This window comes from Pseudomonas sp. NPDC087817, assembly GCF_044742875.1.
GTDB lineage: Bacteria > Pseudomonadota > Gammaproteobacteria > Pseudomonadales > Pseudomonadaceae > Aquipseudomonas.
In genome coordinates this window covers 86,893-112,243 of sequence record NZ_JBIUVJ010000001.1, presented here as the reverse complement: position 1 = coordinate 112,243, position 25,351 = coordinate 86,893, and the positions used below count along the sequence as shown (strand labels likewise).

The following is a 25,351-nucleotide window of genomic DNA, read 5'->3' as shown; positions in this document are numbered from 1 at the left end:
AAAAGTGGAACTGCCATCACTGCAACGGGTCAAGTAAATCAGGTCGCCCCCAATTCAGTCGGCGGCCTCGCTTCCCCTAGTCATGAGAGGGCATTTTTTGTCTACATCTAACGAGTTGATCAGTGCGAAAGCCGCTACCGGCATTGTGGGTCTGGATGACATCCTGGCCGGTGGCTTGTCTCGCGGTCATGTTTTCTTGCTGGAGGGCGAACCCGGAACCGGCAAAACCACGGCCGCTTTGCATTTTCTTCTGGCCGGCGCGAAGGCCGGCGAGCGCTCGTTGTACATCACGCTATCGGAAACCGAGCGTGAACTGCGCCAAGGCGCGCTGTCCCATGGCTGGGAGCTTGACGACAACATCAAGATCTTCGAACTGACGCCGCCGGAGAGCCTGCTCAATGCCGAGCATCAGCAGAGCCTGCTGTACTCCTCCGACCTCGAACTGGGCGAAGCCACCAAGCAGATATTCGAAGCGGTCGAACGCTTCAAGCCAACCCGGGTGGTGCTCGACAGCCTGTCGGAGATCCGCCTGCTCGCGCAAAGCTCCTTGCGTTATCGTCGGCAGATCCTCGCCATCAAGCATTACTTCGTGCGCTATAACGCCACGGTTCTGCTGCTCGATGACCTGACCACCGAATCCCTCGATAAAACCGTGCACAGTGTTGCCCACGGGGTGATTCGGCTTGAAGAACTCACACCCAACTACGGCGCCGAGCGTCGACGCGTGCGGGTGGTCAAGTACCGTGGGCAAAAGTACCGCGGCGGTTATCACGACTTCACCATCATGGGCGATGGTGTCCATGTCTTTCCACGGCTGGTGGCCGCGGAACATCGCGGCGATTACCCGCGTTTGCAATTGACTAGCGGCATCAAGGAGTTGGACTCGCTGCTGGGCGGTGGGATCGAAACCGGCTCCAGCACGCTGATTCTCGGCCCTGCCGGTACCGGTAAATCGCTGATCTCGATGATCTTCGCCGCCGCCGCAGTGGCACGCGGCGAAAAAGCCGCCCTGTTCATCTTCGACGAAGAACTGGAACTGCTCTTCGAACGGATGAGAAACATCGGCATCGACCTCAAGGCCCTGCGCGCCACCGGCAATCTGCTGATCGAGCAAGTGGACGCCGCCGAGCTTTCACCGGGCGAGTTTTCCCACCGAGTGCGCCGCTGCGTCGATGACGGCGAGATCAAAACTGTGGTCATCGACAGCATCAATGGCTATCAGGCCGCGATGCCGGAAGAAAACGCCCTCGTGCTGCACATGCACGAACTGTTGCTGTACCTGAACCGCAAAGGCGCGGCCACCTTCATGACGGTGGCCCAACACGGTCTGGTCGGCGACATGCAAGCGCCGGTCGATATCACTTACTTGGCTGATACGGTGATTCTGTTGCGTTACTTCGAAGCCATCGGCAAGGTCCGCCGCGCCATTTCCATCATCAAGAAACGCACCGGCAGCCACGAATCGACCATTCGCGAATACCGTATCTCGAAGCAAGGCATGACCATCGGCGAGCCGCTGGAAGCCTTTCAGGGTGTGCTTCGTGGCGTACCGACCTATCTCGGCGCGAGCAAACCGCTGTTGCAGGAAGGGAGCTCGTGACCGTTTCTGTACCGCTGGCCGAGCGCGCGCTGATTCTGGCGCCGATGGGTCGCGACAGCCAGATTGCGCTGATGATTCTCAACGAGGCGGGTTACGGCGGCCTGATTACCCCGGACCTTGCCACGCTGTGTGCGCAGCTGGAGCCCGGCGCCGGGCTGTTGCTGATCGCCGCCGAAGCGTTGCGCGGCCCAGAGCTGGAGGCGTTGTTCCTGCACCTGGAACAACAGCCGGCGTGGTCGGACCTGCCGATTGTTGTGCTCACTCATCATGGCGGACAGGAACAAGGGCCGTCCTCGCGCCTCAGCGATCTGTTGGGCAATGTCACGTTTCTTGAGCGCCCGTTTCATCCGGCGACCCTGATCAGTCTGGTGTCCGCTGCCCTGCGCGGTCGACGACGACAGTACGAAGCCCGCGATCGCCTGATCGACCTGAGCGAAAGCGAACGACGCCTGCAATCAACGCTGGAAACCCTCGAGCAGCAGGTCGAAGAGCGCACCGCGCAGCTACGGCACAACGAAGAAGCGTTGCGTCAGTCGCAGAAAATGGAAGCGGTCGGCCAGCTCACCGGCGGCATCGCCCACGACTTCAACAACATGCTCACCGGCATCATCGGCAGCCTTGAACTGCTGCGCCGGCGTCTGGCCCGAGGACGCACTGAAGACCTCGACAGCCTGATCGATCTGGGCGTGACCTCGGCTAACCGCGCCGCCGGCCTGACTCATCGTCTGCTGGCGTTTTCCCGGCGGCAGTCGCTCGATTCCAAAGCCGTGCAGATGAATACCCTGGTGCTGTCGATGGGCGAGCTGTTGCAGCGCAGCCTCAACGAAAGCATTCAACTGGACATGCGTCTGGACGAAAAACTCTGGGTCGCCGAGGCGGATCCCAACCAACTGGAAAGCGCCCTGCTCAACCTGGTGATCAACGCCCGAGACGCCATGCCCGAGGGCGGCCGATTGGTGGTGGAGACCAGTAATCAGGTGTTAGACCGTGACTTCACCGAGGCCTACCCCAACCTCGAGCCCGGTGATTATGTGATGTTGAGTGTCACCGACAACGGCAGCGGCATGCCGCAAAGTGTGATCAGCCGAGCGTTCGATCCGTTTTTCACCACCAAACCAATCGGCCAGGGCACCGGGCTGGGCCTGTCGATGATCTACGGCTTCAGTAAACAGTCGCGCGGCCACGTGTCGATTGACAGCGAGATCGATCAAGGCACGACGGTCAAACTCTATCTGCCGCGTTTCCGTGGCGAAGAACTGGAGCAACCGACCAGCAATTGCGAGCAAGCCCCGCAAGCCATCCATGGCGAAACCGTACTGATCGTCGAAGACGATCCGGCCGTGCGCTTGCTGGTCAGTTCGGTGCTGAGTGAATTGGGTTATGCGTTTGTCGAGGCCGGAGATGCCGATGGCGCCGTGCCGATTCTCAACTCGGCGCAGCGCATTGATCTGCTGATCAGCGACGTCGGCTTGCCGGGCATGAACGGTCGGCAACTCGCGGAGATCGGTCGGCAATACCGGCCGGGCTTGAAGGTGTTGTTCATCACAGGGTATGCCGAACATGCGGCGGTGCGTGGCGGCTTCCTCGACTCGGGGATGCAGATGATCACCAAACCGTTCACCTTTGATCTGCTCACCGCCAAGGTGCGGGAGATGATCCGCGGCTGACCCCGCAAAAAACCTGTAGGAGCTGTGGGGGGGGGGGGGGGTTTTTTTTTTTTTTAAAAAAAAAAAAAAAAAAACCCCCCCCCCCCCCCCACAGCTCCTACAGGGAGATATTGAGGTCAGGCGCTGTAAATCAGGCCAACAGTTCTTGAATCTTTTCCTGCAACACGTCCAGGTCAAACGGCTTTTCCAGAATCGGCGCCTTGCGCGTGATCGGGCTGCCGGTTTCGCGGATTTCCTGCGGGTAACCGCTGATGAATATCACCTTGAGATCCGGTCGCAGCTTCACGGCAGGTTCGGCGATCTGTACGCCAGAGATGCCGCCGGGCAAACGGAAGTCGGTGATCAACATGTCCAGATGTGGCTTGCTCGCGAGAATTTCGAATGCCTGCTCGCCGTTTTCGGCCTGCAGCACACGATAGCCCTGGCCTGACAGATAGTCCGTCAGGATCATCAAGATAACCGGTTCGTCCTCGACGACGAGTACTACATCTTGTGCATCTACGCTCATGGGAAGCCTTTGTTCGGTCAATAGCTGCTGATACGACCGTGCGGTCACTCAGAGGTTGCGTCGGATTTGCCGTTTTCCTCGATCGGCAGACAAACGCGAAACAGGGCGCCCTCGTTGATTTGACTCTCGACGACGATGGAACCGCCATGGGCGGCGACGATCTGCTCGGAAATGAACAGACCCAACCCGAGCCCGGCGACTACCGTCTTGGCGGAAACCCGTTCGAATTGTTGAAAAATACGTTTCTGGTTCTCTTCGCTGATGCCGATGCCATGATCCTGAACCTCGACCCGCGCCTGATTGCCCTGACGGTAGACGCGGACTTGAATCGGGCTTCTGCCGCCGTAACGCAGGGCGTTGGTCAGCAGGTTGGAGATCACCTGTTCGATGCGGAATTCATCCCAGCAACCCTCCACCGGACTCTCGGCTTCGAACGTGACGGTGGTTTCCGCCACTTCGATCTGCTGCGCGAAGTTTTGCAGCAGGTTACTGACCAACTGCACCAGATCAAAACGGTTCGGCCGGATCGACAGCTTGCCGGTGCGAATCCGCGAGACGTCGAGCATGTCTTCGATCAGGCGGATCAGGCTTTTGATCTGGCGCTCGTCGCGATCAACCATGGCGTGCATCTTGTCCAGGGTAAACGCAGCGGCGTTATCTCGCGCCAAGTGCATCTTGCGCAATTGCGTTTCGAGTATCAGGCCATTGAGCGGCGTGCGCACTTCGTGGGCGACGATTGACATGAAGTCATCGCGCATCCGCACTGCTTGCTCGAGTTCCGACTGCGTCCTCTGCAACTGCTGCAGCAGCGCTTCCTGCTCGCGGCGGGCCTGCTCAAGCGCTTCGACCTGTTGCTTCATGGCCTTGCTCTGGCGATACAGATCAACGAAGACGTTGACCTTGCTCTTGACCGCATGGATATCCAGCGGTTTGTGCAGAAAGTCCACCGCCCCGCTCTCGTAGCCCTTGAACGCGTAGTTCAGTTCACGGCCGGCAGCGCTGACAAAAATGATCGGGATGTTCTTGGTTTTTTCGGTACCGCGCATCAACTCCGCCAGTTCGAAGCCGTTCATGCCGGGCATCTGCACGTCAAGAATGGCCATGGCGAATTCGTGTTGCAGCAGCAGCGACAGTGCTTCGTCCGCCGACAGCGCCTTGTAGACGGTGCGGTCTTCGCGTTTGATCAGCGCTTCGAGAGCCAGCAGGTTCTCGGGCAGATCGTCGACGATCAGCAGTTTTGCCTGGATATTACTCAGCATGCGATTCGTTCCAGCTCGACAAGCAGACGGCCGATGCCGTGAATGGGTAAGACATGATCCGGCTGCTGGATTTTCAGCGCAGCCAGAGGCATGGTGGCGACCTGGGCGTCGTCGGGATCCTGCACGATGGTCAGCCCGCCGTGGCGTTTGACCTTGGCCAGCCCGCGCGCGCCATCGTGATTGGCGCCGGTCAGTAACACAGCGGCCAACCCGGGGCCGTAGACGTCGGCGGCGGACTCAAAAAGATAGTCAATCGATGGCCGGGAATGATGGACGCGCTCCTCAAGGCTCAAGGACAGGCTGCGATCCTGTTCCACCGACAAGTGATAACCGGGTGTGGCGAAATACACCGTGCCCGCTTCGATATCCTGCTTGTCCGTTGCCTCTGCCACCGGCAGCAGCAGACGCCGGGAGAACACCTCGGCCAGATGACTGCGGCGCTCTTCCGGCAGGTGCAGGACGATGATGATCGGCAGCGCGAATCCACGTCGTAATGGCCCAAGCATGTTCATCAATGCCTCGACGCCACCGGCGGAAGCACCGACCACAATAGCCTCGATTCGAGGCAGATCCGCTGTATCGTTCATGATTTGCGGTAGATCCGTTCCTGTTTCACCAGCGCTTCGAACTGGTTGGCATAACTGGAAAAATCCAGCGTCTCTTTGCTGCCAAGCACTAGAAAACCACGATGACACAGCGACTCGTGAAACAGCCCGAACGCTCGATCCTGCAGTTTCTTGTTGAAATAGATCAGCACGTTGCGACAGGAAATCAACTGGGTTTCAGAGAACACACTGTCGGTGGCCAGACTGTGATCGGCGAACGTCACGTTCTCGCACAGGCTCTTGTCGAAAATCGCGTAACCATAAGCGGCCGTGTAGTAGTCGGCAAATGAACGCTGACCACCGGCCTGCTGGTAGTTGGCGGTGTAGGCACGGACGTTTTCCATCGAGAAAATCCCCTGCTTGGCCTTGTCCAGCGAGCGCGGGTTGATGTCAGTGGCGTAAATAATCGTGCGATCGAGCAGGCCCTCTTCGCGCAGCAGAATCGCCATCGAATAGACCTCCTCGCCCGTGCTGCACCCGGCGATCCAGATCTTGATCGACGGATAGGTTCTGAGCAGCGGCACCACTTCCCTGCGAATGGCAAGAAAGTGCGACGGATCGCGAAACATCTCACTGACCGGGATCGTCAGCAATTGCAGCAGCTGCATGAACGCGGTCGGGTCATGCAGGACTTTTTCCTGCAAGGCCGAAATGGTCGCGCACTCGAACTGGTTCAACGCGTGTAGCACCCGACGCTTGATCGAAGCGCCAGAGTAATCGCGGAAGTCGTAGCTGTACTTGAGGTAAATGGCCTCGATCAACAGCCGCAATTCGATCTCGCTGTTCCGTTCCACTGAATCACTGCACTCCACTAAATACGTTCCATCTTCGGTAACCACACGCGAATCAGCGAGAACAGGCGATCCAGATCGATGGGCTTGGCCAGGTAATCGTTGGCGCCCGCTTGCAGGCAGCGCTCCTGATCGTCCTTCATGGCTTTGGCCGTAACCGCAATGATCGGCAGTTTGCGCCAGCGCGGATCCTTGCGGATTTCAATGGTGGCTTCGAAACCATCCATTTCCGGCATCATCACGTCCATCAGCACCAGGTCGATGTCCTCGACTTCATTCAATTTATCAATCGCCTCACGGCCGTTACGACCGATCACCACGACTGCGCCTTTGGTTTCCAGCGCGCTGGTCAGGGCGAAGATGTTGCGCACATCGTCGTCCACCAGCAGAACTTTGCGCCCCTCAAAGACCTTGTCGCGACTGCGCGCGGTCTTGAGCATCTTCTGCCGCTCATGGGACAACTGCGATTCGACTTTGTGCAAAAAGAGTGTCACTTCATCAAGCAGGCGTTCCGGCGAGCGCGCACCCTTGATGATGATCGAGCGCGAATACTTGCGCAGATCGGCCTCTTCATCGCGGGTCAGGTTACGACCGGTGTAAACGATCACCGGCGGGAATGAGCAGATGTCTTCAGTGGACATGCGCTTGAGCAATTCGTTGCCGAGCATGTCCGGCAACTTCAGGTCGATGACCATGCAATCGAAAATCGTCGTGCGCAGCAGATCGAGCGCGTCTTGCGCCAGGCCCACGGCGGTGATTTCGATGTCTTCATCGCCGATCAGCCGTGCGATGCTTTCGCGCTGCAAATCGTCGTCTTCCACCAGCAGCACGCGTTTGACCTTCTGGGTCAGCTTCGCTTCGAGACGGGCAAACACGTCCTTGAGCTCTTCGCGGGTGGTCGGTTTGACCGCATAGCCGATGGCGCCCATGTGCATCGCCGCTTCGACCCGATCCTCGACCGAAATCACGTGCACCGGGATGTGCCGGGTTTCGGCGTGTTCTTTCAGGCGTTGCAGCACAGTCAGGCCGGAGTGGTCCGGCAGGCGCATGTCGAGCAGGATTGCGTCCGGCACGAACTCGCGCGCCAGGTCATACCCCTCGTCCGCACCGTGCGCAACCAGGCACTGATAGCCGAGTTCATGCGCCAGATCGTAGAGGATGTGCGCAAAGTTCGGCTCGTCTTCCACCACCAGAATGCAGCGGGTGGCAAACGGCGCCTTGTCACGGTCATCGGCAAAGCGCGGGATGTGCACCGGCGCCAGAGGTGAAACCGAAATCGCCGGCGCAGCGGCCGCCGTCACGATCTGCGCCGGCGGGGTGAAGGTCAGCGGTGCCGTCGACACTTCAGATGTTTCGCTGTACTGCTGCGGCAATACCAGCGTGAACACACTGCCCTGCCCCGGTGCGCTGCTGACACTGATCGAACCGCCCAGCAACGTCGCCAAATCCCGCGAGATCGACAGGCCCAGGCCAGTGCCGCCGTATTTGCGGTTGGTGGTGCCGTCGGCCTGACGGAAGGCTTCGAAAATGCTTTCCTGCTGATCCGCGGCAATGCCAATACCCGAATCGCGCACGATAAAGGCAATGCGCTGGTTCGGCTGGCCGCTGATGGTCAGGCTGACTGTACCCTGCTCGGTGAACTTCACGGCGTTGGACAACAGATTCTTGATCACCTGTTCAAGACGCTGGCGGTCGGTAAACAGGGTGACCGGTGCGTCCGGGAGCAGATCGACGCTGAAGGTCAGGCGCTTGTCGGCCGCCAGCGGTTCGAACACGCTGCGCAGACCATCGGCCAGACGCGCGACGCTGGTGTTTTCCGGGATCACCTCAAGCTTGCCGGCCTCAACCTTGGAAATGTCGAGGATGTCATTGATCAGGTTCAGCAGATCGTTGCCGGCGGAGTAGATCGACTCGGCGAACTTGACCTGCTCGGCGCTGAGGTTGTCTTGCGGGTTTTCCGCGAGCAACTTGGCCAGAATCAACGAACTGTTCAACGGCGTGCGCAGTTCGTGGGACATGTTGGCGAGGAATTCGGACTTGTACTTGCTCGAACGCTGCAGCTCTTCGGCGCGTTCTTCAAGTTGCACCTGGGCCTGATTCAGCTCGGTGTTCTTCTGGTCCATTGCATCGCGCTGCTCGGCCAGAGTCTGCGCCTGTTCGGCGAGTTGCTCGTTGGTCTGTTCCAGTTCGACTTGCTGGGTTTCCAGATGCGCCTGGGATTCCTTGAGGATCCGCGACTGCTCTTCGAGCTCTTCGTTGGCGGTTTTCAGCTCTTCCTGCTGCACCTGCAACTCTTCGTTGAGCTGCTGGGTTTCAGCGAGGACTTCCTGCAAACGCTGACGGTAACGTGCGGCTTCGATGGACGTGCCGACGTTGCTGGCAATCAGTTCCAGCAACTCGACGTCGCGGTCGTTGAGCGGACGCAAGAAGCCCAGTTCGATCACGCCGTTGACCCGGTCGTCATCGGTAGTCGGCACCACCATCACGCTGCGCGGCAGGCCTTCGCCCAGACCGGAGCTGACTTTGAAGTAATCGCCTGGCACCGAATCCAGTCGAGTCAGCCGCGCCTGTTGCGCCACCTGACCGACGATGCCCTCGCCGCTGTAAATCAATTGATCCTGTTCTTCCTGCTCACGCGAGAAGCCATAGGTGGCCACGCGCTTGAGGCCGCCGTGCTCTTCACGGACATACAGCGCCGCCACGGCCGTGCCGAGGTACTGCGCGCAGAACTGCAGAATGTTGCGCCCCAACAGATTGAGCGTCAGTTGCCCCAGCACCTGCTCGGCCAGTTCGGTCTGACCATTACGCAACCACGCCTGACGCTCCAGACGCTCGGCACTGGCCTGCTGCGCCGCCAGTGTTGCGCCGTAGCTGTCAGACAGATTGACCAGATCGCGCCGGCCGATATACGCCAGCAGCCCACTGATACCGGCCACGAACAACAGATAAAGGGTGATGCTCCAGATCGTGGTGCGGCGCACTTCTTCGTTGCGCGTGGTGCGCAACTGCTGCTCCATGTCGATCACGTCTTCGAACTGTTTGCGGATCTCGTCGGTCAGGCGCTTGCCACGCCCGGCCTTGACCGCCGCTTTATAGTCGCCACTAGAACGCTGCAGATCGATCATCGACTGCGCATAGTTCGCCCATTCGGTTTGCAGGGCTTGCAAACGACGCAGACGATCGGTCTGCACCGGGTTGTCGGCGGTCAGTTCGAGCAAGGTATTGAGCGCCACATTAATGCGCGGCTTGGCCGTTTCGTACGGATCGAGGAAGTGCTCGTCGCCGCTGAGCAGAAAACCGCGCATGCCGGTTTCCAGGTCCACGGTGAGTTTCACCGCTTCGTTGGCGTTATTGATCACCCGGTCGGTGTGTTCAACCCACTGGATGACCGACAGCAGATAAGTGATCAGCGAGACGAAGAAGACGGCACTGAGCACACCAACGCCCAGCGGCAGGCTGATGTTGCGACTCAGGATTTTACGAAACCGTTGCTCATCAACCGAAGACGGAGAGGACATGGGGCAGCCTTGTCGAACTGTTGAAAACCCGAGAGTTTGCCCCAAAACAGCCGCGCGGATCCATTTTTCTCACAACTTTGGACGCAAATTCCTACATTTGCCTGCGCCTTTGGACCCGCCAACAGTTATCCTTGCGCGCCCATTTGCAGCTAATCTTTTTTGTGTCCTGCCGGGAACTTGTGGCTATGCGCCACTTACTCATGCAGGAGCCCGGCATTTTTGATCGACCGGCGCCCCAAAATTCCATCCTTGAGAGCTTTTATTATGTCCGCCACCGCTTCCACCATCCTTGTCGTAGAAGACGATGACATCGTGCGCATGCTGATCGTCGATGTGCTGGAGGAATTGGAATTTACAGTGCTGGAGGCGGATGGCAGTGAGCAGGCGCTGGAAATTCTCGAAGATCCGGAGAAGCACATTGATCTGATGATGACCGATGTCGGCTTGCCGGGGATGGATGGCCGTGAACTGGCTAACGAAGCACGCAAGCTGCGCCCTGCTCTGCCGATTCTGTTTGCCAGCGGTTATGCGGAAAGTCTTGATGTGCCAGAAGGCATGCACATTATCGGCAAACCCTTTTCGATTGACCAATTGAGGGACAAGGTCCAAAGCATTCTGGACTGAAAAACGACGCTGCCGGTTTGGTTCCTGAACGCCTTTGAAGCCTCTCTGTTGCGTTTATCCGAGGTACCAGAATGAACGCCCCTTCTGGTTGCTCAAGTCTTTACCATTCATGCAATCGAGCTTGGCTTTTTGCCGCTCTCTGAAGTCGATAATGTCATCGACTGACCCTTTCGCTGGCTCTGATTGGGCCGGCGTTTGGCCAGAATCCTGAGCAGCCGCGCTATGCTCCGGGGCACTTACCGATTCGTTACCGAAATCGAGGCTGGAGAATAATTCACCACTGTCCAGTGGCTGGCGGGTAAACCCCTTCTCGAAGATGATCAACGGATCACGCCTGTCTCCCCGAAAGACAAATCCCTGATAAACGAAGCCTTTTTCCGGGCCTGACAATCACACTGCGTGGCTATTCGTGGCGGGAGATCGGCGTCGCTTGCCACACACTTGCCGCTTGCATCGTGACCGGCGGGAAACTCAAATTCAGCACTGTTTTCACCGAGAAAGAAAAAAGAATGCCTCGGTCTAAACTGCTTCGCCCGATAAAGACAGCGTTATCGACATTTAAGTCAGGGTAACTGTGCAAGTTCAACAAACGGGGCGAAATTCGGTTTTTTGTAATTCAATATTCCTAAAACCCCCTGCACATGAGTAAAAATGAAAGTCGCATGATTGCATTCCAGGCCGGAGGCAAACTATCAAACTCGCAACCAACAACAATGACTTAGTTGTTAGCATCTGCTGCCTGCGCACATAGCACCAAACATCTAAGCCACCTCCTGCAACAACAAACAAACCGTAAAGAATTCGGTCTTCCAACGCACTTACTCAGTCTCTACTCTGAGGTTGCTCGCTATTACACGTTAATGCTGATCAGCATCTCGTACTAACGGCCAGAAGTAAGCAATTCCACCCACTCAATGCAGGACGCACAATTAATGAAACCCACCTTTGCTACTGACACTGCTTCCAACACCGACATAGCTGACCAGTACGAAAAAAATCTGGTCATTCAGTCACTCAACAAATTAATTAAAGATCGCACCAGCACCGTTGCTGTTGCCGATGTAGTTGTCAGTGGAATATCCGATACGCCCCTGTTAGAACTGAAAGACCGGTTTATCCCGCGAGTGACAGGCAGTGCTTTCGATGAAGTATGTGATCCTGCACGCACTGCCCTGCAAAAAATGGTCGCAAGCCCAGCGTTCGCCAGGCTCCTCAAACAACAGGCCCTTCCCGCCGACGTGCAGATTTGCGTCGATGAAAAAGCGTGCCTGTTCGCGCTCGTCGCGACTACTCAGATTCAGTTGTTCATAGAGTTTGAACCCACGTTGGCCGAGGAACTGGCCATGCTGGGCGAGTTCGCCGGCATTACCGGTGGCCATATTTATTCGGGCGATCACTTCAGCGTGGAACAATGGTTGCGCTTTGAAGATTTCATACTTCCGACCACCGTCGCCGACATCCACAATCTGATCGCTTATCTGTCCTTCAAGCTTCCGGAAAGTCCCGCACTGGGTGACTTTCAGGAATTGCTGGACGCCCACGAAGACTCTCCGTTTCATCTGTCAGACAGTGCGCGACAGATCATCAAGGATGTAACTCTGGACATAACCCAGGGTCAAACCAGTCTTCTGCAAAAACTTGCCTTTCTTAATTTCAATCTGATTCCAGCGTCTGAAAAACGCGAACACTCGGAAAAATTTTTAACAAGTTGCCTGAGAAGTAAAACCGCCAAAGCGCTGGGCCGAGCCATTCATGAACGGCTTGAATGGCATCTTGATCTCGATGATGCACAGCTGGGCGACGAGCAGCTCATGCACATGGCAGCCGTCGCGCTGGCGCTCGATCTGGGCGCCAGCGATCAACCGGTGATCGCCGGTTATGACGTATACCGGCCAGCCAATGCGCCGCTGAACGCGGCGCAGGTTCGGGAGGAACTGGAAGCGCATCTGGTTACCCACGCACTGATCGAAGAAAACGTCGCGCCGCTGGCTGCCCATCTGTTGCTGGCGAAAGTGGCGCCGGAGTTCCTGGTGCAGGGCGCGCCCCTGGACTTGACGCTGGATAAACCGGGTTGGGTCCTGATCGCACAAACGGTAGCGATGCTCGAACACGTCGCGCCAGGCACATCACGCGTGATGAATTATGCGCAGATCAAGGCATTCTCCGACCTGGCGCCGGTGACGTGCGAACAGAATGAATTGCAGGAAATCACTGGCGTCATCCCCGTCATCAACTGGGCTGTGCTCAACGGCGTCATTGCCTATCAGGTTGGCAGGGACTATGGCAGCGCTTCGCTGACCAAAGCGTCGTCTTATTTCAACCGTTATATGGATGCATTACGCCAATCCGAAACAGGCCTGCTGGCCGCGCCGCCTGACCGACGCAAACTCGGACTCCAGTCACTGAAAAAGGTGATGCCAGAGGGCGATTACCTGGAGCACAAGTCGCTGCAGTTCACCTTCAACGGCTCGCGCACGGAAACCAATTTTCTGGATGCCTTGAGGTATTCATCCCCGACCGGTGTCCTCGCTGATTTATACAATCTCGCCGCCAATGCGGCCGATCTCAATGAATATTCGTTGTCCGAGCTTTTGCGCCTGCGTCTCTCTGTGCTCGATTTGTACCTTTCCGGCGACCTGGTTGAAGAAGGACGCCTCACCAGCAGATTCAAGCTCAAGAGTGGCTTCCAACCTCCAGCCAATGCGTTTGCCCGCCTGGCTGAGCTGGAGAATGCCGACACGTTGTACGATCAAGCCTTCGACACGTATTACACGGGTGTTCAGGAAGGTCTTGCAGCCGTGATCAAAATGGCCATCTGCTGCCTGCCGAAAGACGATCGGGACGCGCTGATGAATGGCTACATCTCGCTCTACACCGTTCGCACTTCAACGCTGCGAAAAATCACCGGCAACCTCCTCAATCTGGAAGCGGAGAAGGAGACACAATTGCAGCGTGATGCCGAGAAAGGCCGTTACGGGCTCCTTCTCTGTCGCCAATACAACGGCGCGACCCGCTGTTATGAAATGTTCACCATGCGTGGTTTGTGTCGTGAACGTCCGGATCTGGCGAACAAACTGCAAAGCAGTGAAGTCATCAATGGTTTTCCCACTAAAGCCTATGTTGGCTCCAGACATGACCTTCAGCTCAGAATCGAAGCACAGGACTGGCCGCTGGACTTCGCGGCATACAGAGACGGCAGCGAACCACGAAATGGCCAGTCGTCCAGCGTTGTGGTGGAAAAACTCTGGCATTTCCACACGAGCACCGAGAACCTGCATCCCGTTTCGCTGTTTTTCTCCCCTTCGCTGGAAAAGCTCACCAAGTCGATCATGTCCAGCCATCCGGTGGCAACTCGTGACGAACTTTATGCTGCCTTCAAGCCCCAGACAGATCTGGAAAACATGCGTATCCGTCGGGACCTGACACAAATCAATTTCGCCAATGTCGCCGTGCCGTTTTTCAAGTGTGTCAACGATATTCGATCGGGCGAGGAGCACCGGGTACGCGAGGGCATTGGCGGTTGCATTGTCGATGGTCTGTCAGTCCTTGGGCTGGTAGTCGGCCTCAGCGTGGCCTCGGCAAAAGTCATCGCCGCAACGGCTTCGAACACATTGAGGGTTTTGGGGGTTGCCAAGGCAACCGTGCGTGCTGCATTGGCCTTCATAAACCCGATTGATGGCCTGCCGAAACTGGCGCGCAAGGGTTATCGGCTGGCCCATCGCAACTTGGTATTACTGGGGGAAAACAGTGCAAGCACGGTCGAATCGGTCGCTCGGCAGCTCAGAAAACTTACCGGTCATACGGACGCTCGAGATCTGGTCAAAGCCCTGCAACGCTCCGACCTCCAGCATGGCAGCTGGCGCGCGGCCGAGAATGCCGGGGATGTCGTAGACCTCGCAGTAATCAAACGCCACCAATCGATTCATGTCTTCCACAAGAGCGTGGGCGGAGCCTGGGGACCGGCGCTGAAGAACGTGCAACTGCTGCCATACCGGGTGCATAGACTTTTTGGAAAGCTCAAGCCCACCGCCTACACCCGGCACTATGTGGGGAAGGCGCTTGCCCCTGCCAAGAGCAGACTGGATACAGCGATCAAACTCTTGGAAAGCGCAGACGACAACACGCGTCTGGTCGTCAAATACATGCTGGGCGAAGGCTCAGACGATGCCATCAGGTACTTGTTAAAATCGCTACGCACAATGCGTAGCGAACTGGATGCCATTTCCGTTGCCAATATGTCTTTCCGGCACGTCGGCCCGAATGCATTGGCAGCGATTTCCACACATGACTACAAAAAATTGAAGGCCGCCAAAAAGAGCGGCCTCCTAGTCAGCGATTCCATGAAAAGGTTTATAAAAATCTACCCGAAACACCTCGATGCCTACTATAAAAAAGAAAAATATGCAGTCTCGAAAATCGCTGACGTTTTGATTCATGAAATGTCCCACGGCAGTAGCGGCACACTGGATCTGTTCTACGCAAAAGAAGGGGATAAACTAACGGATGTAGCCGTCCTGGTAGATCTCGCGAGAAAGCCGGACATGGTCCATCCAGCCCTCTCCCACCTTCACAGGACCTATGAGGCTACTGAACTGGCTCAGTTAAATAATTTTGATGCAGTCCGTCATAGTTTGGCGAAAATTATTCAGGACAATCCCGCCCTCTACAACGCCAACAGCATAGAAGTCGCCGTTTCGCTGCTGAATCAGAGAACAACAGATCCTGCGAAGTTTGCATCGAACATCACACTCGTACAAAAAACAGTGGACGAATATAACCCGAGTGCCTTCATCTCCAAGCTCGAGATCGATCTCTCCGTATAATGGATGCTTCTGCAGGCTGAGTCCGCCCACCTTCAACGGCCGCTGTGGTTTAATTGCGGCCGTTTTTTGTTCCCCCTCGCCTGCTGCAAAGGATTTCTGTTCATGTCTCAGCCAGTCACCACCAAAGTTCTGGTCATCGGATACGTTTGGCCCGAGCCCCAATCCTCGGCGGCCAGCGGGCATGTCATGCAGATCCTCGACACCTTCTTGCAGCAGGGTTGGGACATTACCTTCAGCAGCCCCGCCGGCCCGGGTGAGCACAAGGCTGACCTGAGCGCGCTGGGCATTCGCGAAGTGCCCATTGAACTCAACAACAGCAGTTTCGACGTATTCATCAGCGACCTGGCCCCGGATATCGTGCTGTTCGATCAGTTCATGATGGAGGAGCAGTTCGGCTGGCGTGTCGAGAAGTACTGCCCCGATGCCTTGCGGGTACTGGAAACCTCCGATCTGCAAAGCCTGCGTCACGCCCGCCATCAACGGCTCAAGGATCACCTGAAAGCCAGTCCCGATCAGGACGACTTCAGCGCTTTGTTCGCCCCGGCACTGCGCGAAGAGTTTGAACTGATGGCCGACACCGACCTGGCCAAACGGGAAATCGCCGCGCTGTACCGCTGTGACTTGAATCTGATGATCTCCGAGGTGGAAATCGAGCTGCTCGTCGAGCAATTCGGCTTGCCGCGCCAGTTGCTGCATTGGTGCCCGCTGATGATTGCCCCTCCCACCACTGCCACAAAAGCATTTGAGGAGCGGGCGCATTTCCTCAGCATCGGTAACTTCCGCCATGCGCCAAACTGGGACGCAGTGCTGTGGATGAAATCCGCGATCTGGCCGTTGATTCGCCAGCAACTTCCTCAGGCACAACTGCACATTTATGGCGCCTACACCCCGCCGAAAGCCACGGCGCTGCACAACGCGGCGCAAGGTTTTCATGTGATGAACTGGGCAGAAGATGCGTTGCAGGTCATGTCTGATGCGCGCATTTGCCTGGCACCGTTGCGATTCGGCGCGGGCATCAAAGGCAAGCTGGTTGACGCGATGCTGTGCGGTACGCCGAGTGTCACGACACCAATTGGCGCTGAGGGCATGCACGGCGATCTGCCCTGGCCCGGAGCTGTCACGCACACGGCGACGGAGTTCGCAAACCAAGCCGTTCAGCTTTATAAGGACAAGGCACGTTGGCAAGCGGCGCAAAAGGCAGGAGACCATTTGCTCGGGGAACGTTACCAACACATCGTCCATGGCCCGGCTCTTATTGAAAAACTGCGCTATTGCCAAGAGCATTTAACAGCACTTAGAAACAGTAACTTTACTGGCAGCATGCTGCGCCACCACATGCATAAAAGCACTCAGTACATGTCTCAATGGATTGAAGTTAAAAACCAAAAAACATAGGACTTCGCAACTCTCATCACATTTGGCATTAAAACAGGACTTGGCAAACAACCTGATTAGCATTTAAAACATTCTGCAGGCAGCGCACTAACACTTCCACGGTGCGCACTTTAACTAATGCAGGATGCATACATGACAACTCTTAATCAAGGCAACTACTCCAATCATAACTGGATGACGGCCACCCCCAAATTTGACGCACTGTCTCTCAACGAAATGACTCTGCCGGGAACTCATAACGCCGGCAGTGACTGGAAGGCCAGCTATCCTGTTTTCGGCCCACCTCGCCACTGGCTCGCCTGTCAGCATGATTCGTTTTATAGGCAATTGAGTCATGGATCCCGAGCTCTGGATATTCGTTTGATGAGTGAGCCTGCTGCAAAGGGACTAGGCAAATTTCGCATGCACCACAATAAATTCCCCAACTCTCGAACGCTGGGGCATCTGATTTCCGACATCAATCAGTTTCTCGATGAAAATCCTGACGAGTTTATTGTTGTAGATGTTCATAAAATGCTCGGCGCAACGTTTGACTTCCGCTATTTCAACGAAGTGGTTCAGCACTTGCTCGGGGACCGAATCATTCCACCGAATAACGCACGCCTCACATTGGGACAACTAAAAAAAATCAGCTCCACACAGAGAGTTTTGTTTGCCACCCAGAGTCACGGCGAGCTGTCACACAACGTTTTTTTTGGACAGATAGCTCACAAATGGATCGGTACTGGCACCGTTAGTGCCAATGAACTTAATAAATACATTTCTGAAGTAATGAAGAATCCGCCTGGCAAGTGGTCGCCCTGGTCTCTTTCGGCCGCCTGCTACGCTGCTCTCGGAGGCCCGGTGGATATTCACGACGAATTAAATGCCTGGTTCAATCCGAAAAACGGTGACTGGGCCATGAAATGCAACATTATCAATGTCGACTTCATCGAGGAGAGCGACATCGTTGCATACTGCCACGCGGCCAACCTGATCAAGGCAGCCAAAAAAACTTAATCAGCCAACCCCTGTGCGAACGCATCAGCCAAGGCATAGTGCTGAGTTGATACAGGCTGGCACAGCAAGCGCAGAAAGAGGCATGATCGGCAAGCGATAACAAAATAAAGCGCTCAGCCATGACTCGAACCGCACGCGTGACCGACCCTTCTTACGAATTGATGGATGACCACAACGGGTTGTCCATCATCTACCGCCAGCACGGTTTCCCCTGCCCGCTGGTGCGCTGGCATTTCCACAAGGAATACGAGCTGCACCTGATCGTCGCCAGTTCCGGCAAAGTGTTCATCGGTGACTACATCGGCAACTTCTACCCTGAAACCCTGTTTCTGACCGGTCCGAACCTGCCGCACAACTGGATCAGTCAGGTGGCCGAAGACGAAGTGGTGGAAAAACGCGACATGCTCGTCAATTTCACCGATGAACTGTTCGAGAGCGGTCACCAGATATTCGCCGAACTGAAAACGCTGGCGCCGTTGCTGGAACGGGCGCAGTACGGCATCGAATTCCGCTGCAAACAGACAATCCGCCAGGCCATGACGCTGATGCAGCGAATCGCCGACACCCGTGGCATCACCCGGCTCGGACACTTTTTCATCCTGATGGAGTTGCTTGCGGCCAGTGACGACTATCAGTTGCTGTCCGGTGCCACCACCCCGCAACTGGCCGATGAGCACAATATCGACCGCACCAACCGCGCCGTCGATTACATCTTCAGCCACTACGCCCGGGATATTTCGCTGGAGGAAGTTGCCGAACACCTGGGCATGACACCGACCTATTTCAGCCGCGTATTCAAACAGGCCACCGGGCGCAACTTCATCGAGTTCGTCAATCGCTTGCGCATCAGCAAATCCTGCGAGTTGCTGGCGGACGGCGATAAACCGGTGACCGATGTGTGCTTTGAGTCAGGCTTCAACAATATTTCCAACTTCAATCGGCGGTTTCAGCAGCTCAAGGGCATGACGCCTTCGCACTATCGGCGGCTCGCGGTGCAGCGCCTGACTGAACAGAACGTCTGAGATTCCGAACCCCTGTGGGAGCTGGCATGCCAGCGATGAGGCCAGCACAACCAACCTCTGCGTCGACTGATCCAACGCCATCGCTGGCAAGCCAGCTCCCACAGGTTCTGACCTTGCTTTGCGTCGAAAACCTGTACGTATCCGATACCCTCCGTTCGCTGCAACCCCCTACCCTGCGTTCGCCCGCAACAACACCAGTGCAAAAAAGTATCAACTGAAGTGCTACGGATGATTTGTCAGCCCGGCAATTGAAGGCTGTAATCAGTGCACATTCTTCCTGCATTCGGAAGACACAAAAACAATAACCGTCCTTCTGCCACCCGCCGGGTGCAGAAAAGGAGTGCACGATGCAACCCACTGCAAAAGCTCTGCTTGCCCTCACCTGCATGACCCTCAGCAGCGTCAGCCTTGGCGCCCAGACCCTGACCATCGCCACCGTCAACAACAGCGACATGATCCGCATGCAAAAACTCTCGAAAACCTTCGAGACCGAGCACCCGGACATCAAGCTCAATTGGGTGGTACTGGAAGAAAACGTCCTGCGCCAGCGTCTGACCACCGACATCGCCACGCAGGGCGGCCAGTTCGACGTGTTGACCATCGGCATGTACGAAGCAGCGCTGTGGGGTGCCAAAGGTTGGCTCGAACCGATGAAGGATCTGCCGGCCAGTTACGCCCTCGATGACGTGTTCCCGTCGGTGCGCGAAGGCCTTTCGGTCAAGGGCTCGCTGTATGCCCTGCCGTTCTACGCCGAAAGCTCGATCACTTATTACCGCACCGACCTGTTCAAGGACGCCGGCCTGACCATGCCGGAACGTCCGACCTGGGAAGAGATCGCCGGTTTCGCCGAAAAACTCACCAACAAAGACAAAGAGCAGTACGGCATCTGCCTGCGCGGCAAGGCTGGTTGGGGCGAGAACATGGCGCTGATCACCACCGTCGCCAACGCCTATGGCGCGCGTTGGTTCGATGAGAAATGGCAGCCGGAATTCAGCGGCCCCGAGTGGAAAAATGCACTGAATTTCTACGTCGACACCATGAAAAAATCCGGCCCGCCCGGTGCGTCCAGCAACGGTTTCAACGAAAACCTTGCGCTATTCAACAGCGGCAAGTGCGCGATCTGGGTCGACGCCAGCGTTGCCGGTTCGTTCGTCACCGACAAGACCCAGAGCAAGGTTGCCGATCACGTTGGTTTCACCTTCGCGCCGCATCAGGTTACTGACAAAGGTTCGGCGTGGCTTTATTCGTGGGCGCTGGCGATTCCGACCAGTTCCAAGGCCAAAGACGCGGCGAAAACGTTCAGCGCCTGGGCCACGTCCAGGGAATACGGCGAGCTGGTGGCCAAGACCGACGGCATCGCCAACGTACCGCCGGGCACTCGCGCCTCGACCTACAGCGACGCCTACATGAGCGCCGCGCCGTTTGCCAAGGTGACGCTGGAGTCGTTGAAAGCCGCCGATCCGAGCAAACCGACGCTCAAACCCGTGCCGTACATCGGCATTCAATTGGTGACTATTCCTGAGTTCCAGGGCGTCGGCACCCAGGTCGGCAAGCTGTTCTCGGCAGCGCTGATTGGCCAGACCACGGTGGATCAAGCCCTGACGGCCGCACAGCAAACCACTGAACGCGAGATGAAGCGCGCCGGTTATCCCAAGTAAACGCCACTAAACCTGTGGGAGCTGGCTTGCCAGCGATGAGGCCGGCACATTCAAAATTGATGTCGACTGTTCAATCGCCATCGCTGGCAAGCCAGCTCCCACAGGGTTCGCGTCGATGTCAGGAAGGGTTTCTCTCCTGAGCATGTATCTGCACCCAACTGGTTGTGATCACCATGAATACTTCAACTGCCAAAGCCCACATCGACCTGTCGCAACCTGCGCGCAAAATCCGCGTACGCAATCCCGGCTGGTTTCTGGTCAGCCCCTCGGTGGCCCTGTTGCTGCTGTGGATGATCGTGCCGCTGGGCATGACCATTTACTTCTCGATGATTCGTTACAACCTGCTCGACCCGGGCGTGAACGAATTCGTCGGGCTGGAGAACTTTACTTACTTTCTGACCGACTCGGGCTTTCTGCCCGGTGCCACCAACACCCTGCTGCTGGTTGGCAGCGTGTTGCTCATCAGCGTGGTGTTCGGCGTGCTGATCAGTGCGTTGCTTGAGGCCAGCGAGTTCCTCGGTCGCGGCATCGTGCGGGTCATGTTGATCTCGCCGTTTTTCATCATGCCCACGGTTGGCGCGCTGATCTGGAAGAACCTGATCTTCCACCCGGTGTCCGGGATCCTCGCCTACCTCTGGAAGCTGTTCGGCGCGCAACCGGTGGACTGGCTGGCGCACTACCCGCTGCTGTCGATCATCATCATTGTTTCGTGGCAATGGCTGCCCTTCGCGATCCTGATCCTGATGACCGCCATGCAGTCCCTCGACCAGGAACAAAAGGAAGCCGCCCGCCTCGACGGCGCCGGCCCGATAGCGATTTTCTGGCACCTGACCCTGCCGCATCTGGCCCGGCCAATCGCGGTGGTGGTGATGATTGAGACGATCTTCCTACTGTCGGTATTCGCCGAAATTTTCACCACCACCAACGGTGGGCCGGGCTACGCCTCGACCAACCTCGCCTACCTGATCTACAACCAGGCGCTGGTGCAGTTCGACGTCGGCATGGCCTCGGCGGGCGGCTTGATTGCCGTGGTCATCGCCAACATCGCCGCGATCATTCTGGTGCGGATGATCGGCAAAAACCTGACTGACAAAGCCTGAGGCCTGCCATGACTCTTCAACAATCCCGCCGGCTGCAAAGCCTGCTGCTCGGCACCCTGGCCTGGGCCATCGCGATCGTGATTTTCTTCCCGATCTTCTGGATGGTGATGACCAGTTTCAAAACTGAAATCGACGCCTTCGCCACGCCACCGCAGTTCATCTTCACGCCGACACTGGAGAACTATCTGCACATCAACGAGCGCAGCGACTACTTCAGTTTCGCCTGGAACTCGGTGGTGATTTCCTTCAGCGCCACCGCGCTGTGCCTGCTGATCGCGGTGCCGGCGGCCTACTCGATGGCGTTCTACGAAACCCAGCGCACCAAGGGCACGCTGTTGTGGATGCTCTCGACCAAGATGCTGCCGCCGGTGGGCGTGCTGATGCCGATCTACCTGCTGGCGAAGAGTTTCGGCCTGCTCGACACGCGCATCGCACTGATCGTGATCTACACGCTGATCAACCTGCCGATCGTGGTCTGGATGATTTACACCTACTTCAAGGACATCCCCAAAGACATCCTCGAAGCCGCACGCCTCGACGGCGCCACGTTGTGGCAGGAAATGGTTCGAGTGCTGCTGCCCATCGCCAAGGGCGGCCTCGCCTCGACGGTATTGCTGTCGCTGATCCTGTGCTGGAATGAGGCCTTCTGGTCGCTGAACCTGACCTCGTCGAAAGCCGCACCACTGACCGCGCTGATCGCCTCGTATTCAAGTCCCGAAGGGTTGTTCTGGGCCAAGTTGTCGGCGGTCTCGACCCTGGCGTGTGCGCCAATCCTGATCTTCGGCTGGATCAGCCAGAAACAACTGGTGCGCGGCCTGTCGTTTGGGGCTGTGAAATGAATATCCCGAACCCAACCCCGTCCCCTGTAGGAGTGAGCCTGCTCGCGATGAGGCCGTGTCAGTCGACATCATCGTTGAATGACACTCCGCTATCGCGAGCAGGCTCACTCCTACAAAAAAGCTCGCCTGGCTCATACAAATAACAACAATGCGGAGGCCCATCATCATGGCCAACCTGAAAATCAAGAATCTGCAAAAAGGCTTCGAAGGTTTTTCCATCATCAAGGGCATCGACCTGGAAGTGAACGACAAGGAATTCGTGGTCTTCGTCGGCCCCTCCGGCTGCGGCAAATCCACCTTGCTGCGGCTGATCGCCGGCCTCGAAGAAGTCAGCGGCGGCACCATCGAACTCGATGGTCGCGACATCACCGAAGTCAGCCCGGCCAAGCGCGATCTGGCGATGGTGTTCCAGACCTACGCGCTGTACCCGCACATGACCGTGAAGAAGAATATGTCGTTCGCCCTCGATCTGGCGGGCGTACCGAAAGCCGAGGTCGAGAAAAAAGTCCGCGAAGCGGCGCGGATTCTCGAACTCGGCCCGATGCTCGAACGCAAGCCGAAACAGCTTTCCGGTGGCCAGCGTCAGCGCGTGGCGATCGGCCGCGCCATTGTGCGCAACCCGAAGATATTTCTGTTCGACGAGCCGCTGTCCAACCTCGACGCCGCGTTGCGCGTGCAGATGCGTCTGGAACTGCTGCGCCTGCACAAGGACCTGCAAGCGACGATGATTTACGTGACCCACGACCAGGTCGAAGCGATGACCATGGCCGACAAAGTCGTGGTGCTCAATGGCGGCAAGATCGAGCAGGTCGGTTCACCACTGGACCTCTATCACAACCCCGCCAACCTGTTCGTTGCCGGGTTTCTGGGCACGCCGAAAATGGGCTTCCTCAAAGGCCAGATCGCCCGGATCGACGCTCAGGTCTGTGAAGTGTCACTGGATGCCGGCACGCGCATCACCCTGCCGTTCAACGCCGCCCACCTGAGCGTCGGCAGCGCCGTAACCCTGGGTATTCGCCCGGAACATCTGGAGCTGGCCCAACCGGGCGACTGCACCCTGCAAGTCACCGCCGATGTCAGCGAGCGGCTGGGCAGCGACACCTTCTGCCACGTCAAGACCAACGCCGGGGAAGCGCTGACCATGCGCGTGCGCGGTGATCTGGCGAGCCGTTATGGCGAACAACTGAACCTGTATCTGGACGCCGCCCACTGCCATTTATTCGATGCCGAAGGCGTGGCGCTGACCCGTCCGCTACGCGCTGCCGCCTGATTTTTCGAGACTTGCCCAATGAAACTCAACAGACAAAACCTCAACCGCCTCGCCGGCGAAGTGCAACTGCCGGCCTACAGCCTCAGTGATACCCGTCAGGGCATTGCGCACATTGGCGTCGGCGGTTTCCACCGGGCGCATCAGGCGTATTACACCGACGCGCTGATGAATACCGGCGAAGCACTCGACTGGGCGATTTGCGGGGTCGGCCTGCGCGCCGAAGACCGCCGCGCCCGTGACGATCTCAAGGAGCAGGATTACCTGTTCACGCTTTTCGAACTCGGCGACAGCGATGACACTGAAGTGCGGGTGATCGGCGCGATTCGCGACATGTTGCTGGCCGAAGACAGCGCCCAGGCCTTGATCGACAAACTAGCCGATCCGCAGATCCGCATCGTCTCGCTGACCATCACCGAGGGCGGCTACTGCATCGACGACAGCAACGGCGAATTCATGGCGCACCTGCCGCAGATCCAGCACGATCTGACCAATCCTGATTCGCCGAAAACTGTGTTCGGTTTCTTGTGCGCGGCGCTGGAAAAACGCCGGGCGGCGGGTATTCCCGCCTTCACCGTGATGTCCTGCGATAACCTGCCGCACAACGGCGCGGTCACCCGCAAGGCGTTGCTGGCGTTTGCCACCCTGCGCAACAGCAATCTGTGCAGCTGGATCGACGCCAACGTCAGTTTCCCTAATGCGATGGTCGACCGCATCACGCCGATGACCAGCACCGCGCATCGTCTGCAACTGGCCGACAAACACGCGGTGGACGACGCCTGGCCGGTGGTTTGCGAACCGTTTGTGCAGTGGGTACTGGAAGACAAATTCGTCAACGGCCGACCGGCCTGGGAAAAGGTCGGCGTGCAGTTCACCGACGATGTTTCGCCGTACGAAGAGATGAAAATCAAACTGCTCAACGGCAGTCATCTGGCGCTGACGTATCTGGGTTTTTTGAAGGGCTATCGCTTTGTCCACGAGACCATGAATGACCCGCTGTTCGTGCGCTACATGCGTGCGTATATGGACCTGGATGTCACGCCGCAACTGGCGCCGGTGCCGGGTATCGACCTGACCGATTACAAGAACACGCTGGTGGCGCGGTTCTCCAATCAGGCGATTGCCGATCAGTTGGAGCGGGTGTGCTCGGACGGTTCGTCGAAGTTTCCCAAGTTCACCATCCCGACGATCAACCGGCTGATTGCCGATGGGCGCGAGACCAAGCGTGCGGCGTTGGTGGTGGCGGCCTGGGCGTTGTATCTGAAGGGGGTGGATGAGAATGGCGATACCTATTCGATTCCTGATCCACGGGCGACTTTTTGTCAGGCGTTGGTGGCGGATGATGGGTTGATGACCCAGCGATTGCTGGGGATTGAAGAGATTTTTGGCACGGCGATTCCGCAGTCTGCGGAATTTGTGGCGGCGTTTGAATGGTGCTGCGACAGTTTGCGTGAGGTGGGCGTTTCGCGGACTTTGGAGCGGGTGCTGGCCTGAAAAAGCCCCTCACCCTAGCCCTCTCCCAAAGGGAGAGGGAACTGACCGAGTGGTTTGTGCACCCTGCTTCGACCTGAAAGTCCGATGTCGAACTGAGGTTTTGAATAGTACCCAGGTCGGCTCCCTTTCCCCCTCGCCCCCTTGGGGGAGAGGGCTGGGGTGAGGGGGTAGCTCTTGATCTT

General features: G+C 57.2%; 18 protein-coding genes. 12 read left to right on the top strand and 6 right to left on the bottom strand.

Annotated features, from left to right (window positions below; translation table 11 throughout):
• The first annotated feature begins 97 nt into the window (after nucleotides 1–97).
• Together ACIONG_RS00545 and ACIONG_RS00540 are read left to right on the top strand one after the other, a co-directional pair.
• Nucleotides 98–1,600 carry an ATPase domain-containing protein gene (locus ACIONG_RS00545; protein ID WP_103304980.1) on the top strand — a complete coding sequence of 501 codons (1,503 nt, stop codon included), beginning with the start codon at nucleotides 98–100 and terminating at the stop codon, nucleotides 1,598–1,600.
• Nucleotides 1,597–3,267, top strand: a complete 1,671-nt coding sequence (locus tag ACIONG_RS00540; RefSeq protein ID WP_213028573.1) for an ATP-binding protein — start codon at nucleotides 1,597–1,599, stop codon at nucleotides 3,265–3,267. Before ACIONG_RS00545 ends, ACIONG_RS00540 begins: the two co-directional genes overlap by 4 nt.
• Before the next feature lie 130 nt (nucleotides 3,268–3,397).
• Here the strand turns inward: ACIONG_RS00540 and ACIONG_RS00535 are convergent, their stop codons facing one another.
• From ACIONG_RS00535 to ACIONG_RS00515, 5 genes are read right to left on the bottom strand one after another with little or no spacing between them, the layout of a single operon-like run.
• Nucleotides 3,398–3,775, bottom strand: coding sequence for a response regulator (locus tag ACIONG_RS00535; protein WP_103304982.1), 378 nt, complete (start codon nucleotides 3,773–3,775; stop codon nucleotides 3,398–3,400).
• A 44-nt stretch (nucleotides 3,776–3,819) separates the two neighbouring features.
• On the bottom strand, nucleotides 3,820–5,034 hold the full coding sequence (locus tag ACIONG_RS00530) for a hybrid sensor histidine kinase/response regulator (protein WP_103304983.1): 1,215 nt from the start codon (nucleotides 5,032–5,034) through the stop codon (nucleotides 3,820–3,822).
• Nucleotides 5,028–5,621, bottom strand: coding sequence for a chemotaxis protein CheB (locus ACIONG_RS00525; RefSeq protein ID WP_401295915.1), 594 nt, complete (start codon nucleotides 5,619–5,621; stop codon nucleotides 5,028–5,030). The genes ACIONG_RS00530 and ACIONG_RS00525 overlap by 7 nt, the downstream gene beginning before the upstream one ends.
• On the bottom strand, nucleotides 5,618–6,451 hold the full coding sequence (locus ACIONG_RS00520) for a protein-glutamate O-methyltransferase CheR (protein WP_103304985.1): 834 nt from the start codon (nucleotides 6,449–6,451) through the stop codon (nucleotides 5,618–5,620). Before ACIONG_RS00520 ends, ACIONG_RS00525 begins: the two co-directional genes overlap by 4 nt.
• Nucleotides 6,451–9,948, bottom strand: coding sequence for a response regulator (locus ACIONG_RS00515; RefSeq protein WP_103304986.1), 3,498 nt, complete (start codon nucleotides 9,946–9,948; stop codon nucleotides 6,451–6,453). The genes ACIONG_RS00520 and ACIONG_RS00515 overlap by 1 nt, the downstream gene beginning before the upstream one ends.
• Nucleotides 9,949–10,212: 264 nt before the next feature.
• Here ACIONG_RS00515 and ACIONG_RS00510 point away from each other — a divergent pair, with 264 nt between their 5' ends.
• Nucleotides 10,213–10,572, top strand: a complete 360-nt coding sequence (locus ACIONG_RS00510; RefSeq protein ID WP_213028784.1) for a response regulator — start codon at nucleotides 10,213–10,215, stop codon at nucleotides 10,570–10,572.
• Between the two features lie 54 nt (nucleotides 10,573–10,626).
• Here the strand turns inward: ACIONG_RS00510 and ACIONG_RS00505 are convergent, their stop codons facing one another.
• A complete protein-coding gene (locus tag ACIONG_RS00505; protein ID WP_213028570.1) occupies nucleotides 10,627–10,896 on the bottom strand; it encodes a hypothetical protein in 270 nt (89 codons plus the stop codon).
• A 608-nt stretch (nucleotides 10,897–11,504) separates the two neighbouring features.
• Between ACIONG_RS00505 and ACIONG_RS00500 the strand changes: the two genes are divergently transcribed.
• The 9 genes from ACIONG_RS00500 to ACIONG_RS00460 all read left to right on the top strand — a co-directional run bounded on the left by ACIONG_RS00500 (nucleotide 11,505) and on the right by ACIONG_RS00460 (nucleotide 25,169).
• Entirely contained in the window at nucleotides 11,505–15,395 is a 3,891-nt protein-coding gene (locus ACIONG_RS00500; protein ID WP_401295909.1) for a hypothetical protein, read from the top strand.
• A 102-nt stretch (nucleotides 15,396–15,497) separates the two neighbouring features.
• Nucleotides 15,498–16,790 carry a glycosyltransferase gene (locus tag ACIONG_RS00495; RefSeq protein ID WP_401295907.1) on the top strand — a complete coding sequence of 431 codons (1,293 nt, stop codon included), beginning with the start codon at nucleotides 15,498–15,500 and terminating at the stop codon, nucleotides 16,788–16,790.
• 132 nt (nucleotides 16,791–16,922) lie between these two features.
• Entirely contained in the window at nucleotides 16,923–17,789 is an 867-nt protein-coding gene (locus ACIONG_RS00490; protein ID WP_103304992.1) for a phospholipase, read from the top strand.
• A 119-nt stretch (nucleotides 17,790–17,908) separates the two neighbouring features.
• Nucleotides 17,909–18,811: an AraC family transcriptional regulator gene (locus ACIONG_RS00485; RefSeq protein WP_401295903.1), complete on the top strand. Its 903-nt coding sequence runs from the start codon at nucleotides 17,909–17,911 to the stop codon at nucleotides 18,809–18,811.
• Nucleotides 18,812–19,158: 347 nt separating this feature from the next.
• Nucleotides 19,159–20,469: an ABC transporter substrate-binding protein gene (locus ACIONG_RS00480; RefSeq protein WP_401295900.1), complete on the top strand. Its 1,311-nt coding sequence runs from the start codon at nucleotides 19,159–19,161 to the stop codon at nucleotides 20,467–20,469.
• Between the two features lie 173 nt (nucleotides 20,470–20,642).
• Nucleotides 20,643–21,569 carry a carbohydrate ABC transporter permease gene (locus ACIONG_RS00475; RefSeq protein ID WP_103304995.1) on the top strand — a complete coding sequence of 309 codons (927 nt, stop codon included), beginning with the start codon at nucleotides 20,643–20,645 and terminating at the stop codon, nucleotides 21,567–21,569.
• 8 nt (nucleotides 21,570–21,577) lie between these two features.
• The gene (locus tag ACIONG_RS00470) at nucleotides 21,578–22,408 is read left to right on the top strand and encodes a carbohydrate ABC transporter permease (RefSeq protein ID WP_003225143.1); all 831 of its coding nucleotides are present in this window, start codon (nucleotides 21,578–21,580) and stop codon (nucleotides 22,406–22,408) included.
• A 166-nt stretch (nucleotides 22,409–22,574) separates the two neighbouring features.
• Entirely contained in the window at nucleotides 22,575–23,678 is a 1,104-nt protein-coding gene (locus tag ACIONG_RS00465) for an ABC transporter ATP-binding protein (protein ID WP_401295896.1), read from the top strand.
• Between the two features lie 18 nt (nucleotides 23,679–23,696).
• Nucleotides 23,697–25,169 (top strand): mannitol dehydrogenase family protein, encoded by a 1,473-nt coding sequence (locus ACIONG_RS00460; RefSeq protein ID WP_401295893.1) that lies wholly within the window; start codon nucleotides 23,697–23,699, stop codon nucleotides 25,167–25,169.
• The last annotated feature ends 182 nt before the right edge of the window (nucleotides 25,170–25,351 follow it).

Excerpts from the sequence above, each read along its gene's own strand:
- ACIONG_RS00535 (WP_103304982.1), bottom strand. The coding sequence starts at position 3,775 with ATGAGCGTAGATGCACAAGATGTAGTACTCGTCGTCGAGGACGAACCG.
- ACIONG_RS00530 (WP_103304983.1), bottom strand. The coding sequence starts at position 5,034 with ATGCTGAGTAATATCCAGGCAAAACTGCTGATCGTCGACGATCTGCCC.
- ACIONG_RS00525 (WP_401295915.1), bottom strand. The coding sequence starts at position 5,621 with ATGAACGATACAGCGGATCTGCCTCGAATCGAGGCTATTGTGGTCGGT.
- ACIONG_RS00515 (WP_103304986.1), bottom strand. The coding sequence starts at position 9,948 with ATGTCCTCTCCGTCTTCGGTTGATGAGCAACGGTTTCGTAAAATCCTG.
- ACIONG_RS00510 (WP_213028784.1), top strand. The coding sequence starts at position 10,213 with ATGTCCGCCACCGCTTCCACCATCCTTGTCGTAGAAGACGATGACATC.
- ACIONG_RS00500 (WP_401295909.1), top strand. The coding sequence starts at position 11,505 with ATGAAACCCACCTTTGCTACTGACACTGCTTCCAACACCGACATAGCT.
- ACIONG_RS00495 (WP_401295907.1), top strand. The coding sequence starts at position 15,498 with ATGTCTCAGCCAGTCACCACCAAAGTTCTGGTCATCGGATACGTTTGG.
- ACIONG_RS00490 (WP_103304992.1), top strand. The coding sequence starts at position 16,923 with ATGACAACTCTTAATCAAGGCAACTACTCCAATCATAACTGGATGACG.
- ACIONG_RS00485 (WP_401295903.1), top strand. The coding sequence starts at position 17,909 with ATGACTCGAACCGCACGCGTGACCGACCCTTCTTACGAATTGATGGAT.
- ACIONG_RS00480 (WP_401295900.1), top strand. The coding sequence starts at position 19,159 with ATGCAACCCACTGCAAAAGCTCTGCTTGCCCTCACCTGCATGACCCTC.
- ACIONG_RS00475 (WP_103304995.1), top strand. The coding sequence starts at position 20,643 with ATGAATACTTCAACTGCCAAAGCCCACATCGACCTGTCGCAACCTGCG.
- ACIONG_RS00470 (WP_003225143.1), top strand. The coding sequence starts at position 21,578 with ATGACTCTTCAACAATCCCGCCGGCTGCAAAGCCTGCTGCTCGGCACC.
- ACIONG_RS00465 (WP_401295896.1), top strand. The coding sequence starts at position 22,575 with ATGGCCAACCTGAAAATCAAGAATCTGCAAAAAGGCTTCGAAGGTTTT.
- ACIONG_RS00460 (WP_401295893.1), top strand. The coding sequence starts at position 23,697 with ATGAAACTCAACAGACAAAACCTCAACCGCCTCGCCGGCGAAGTGCAA.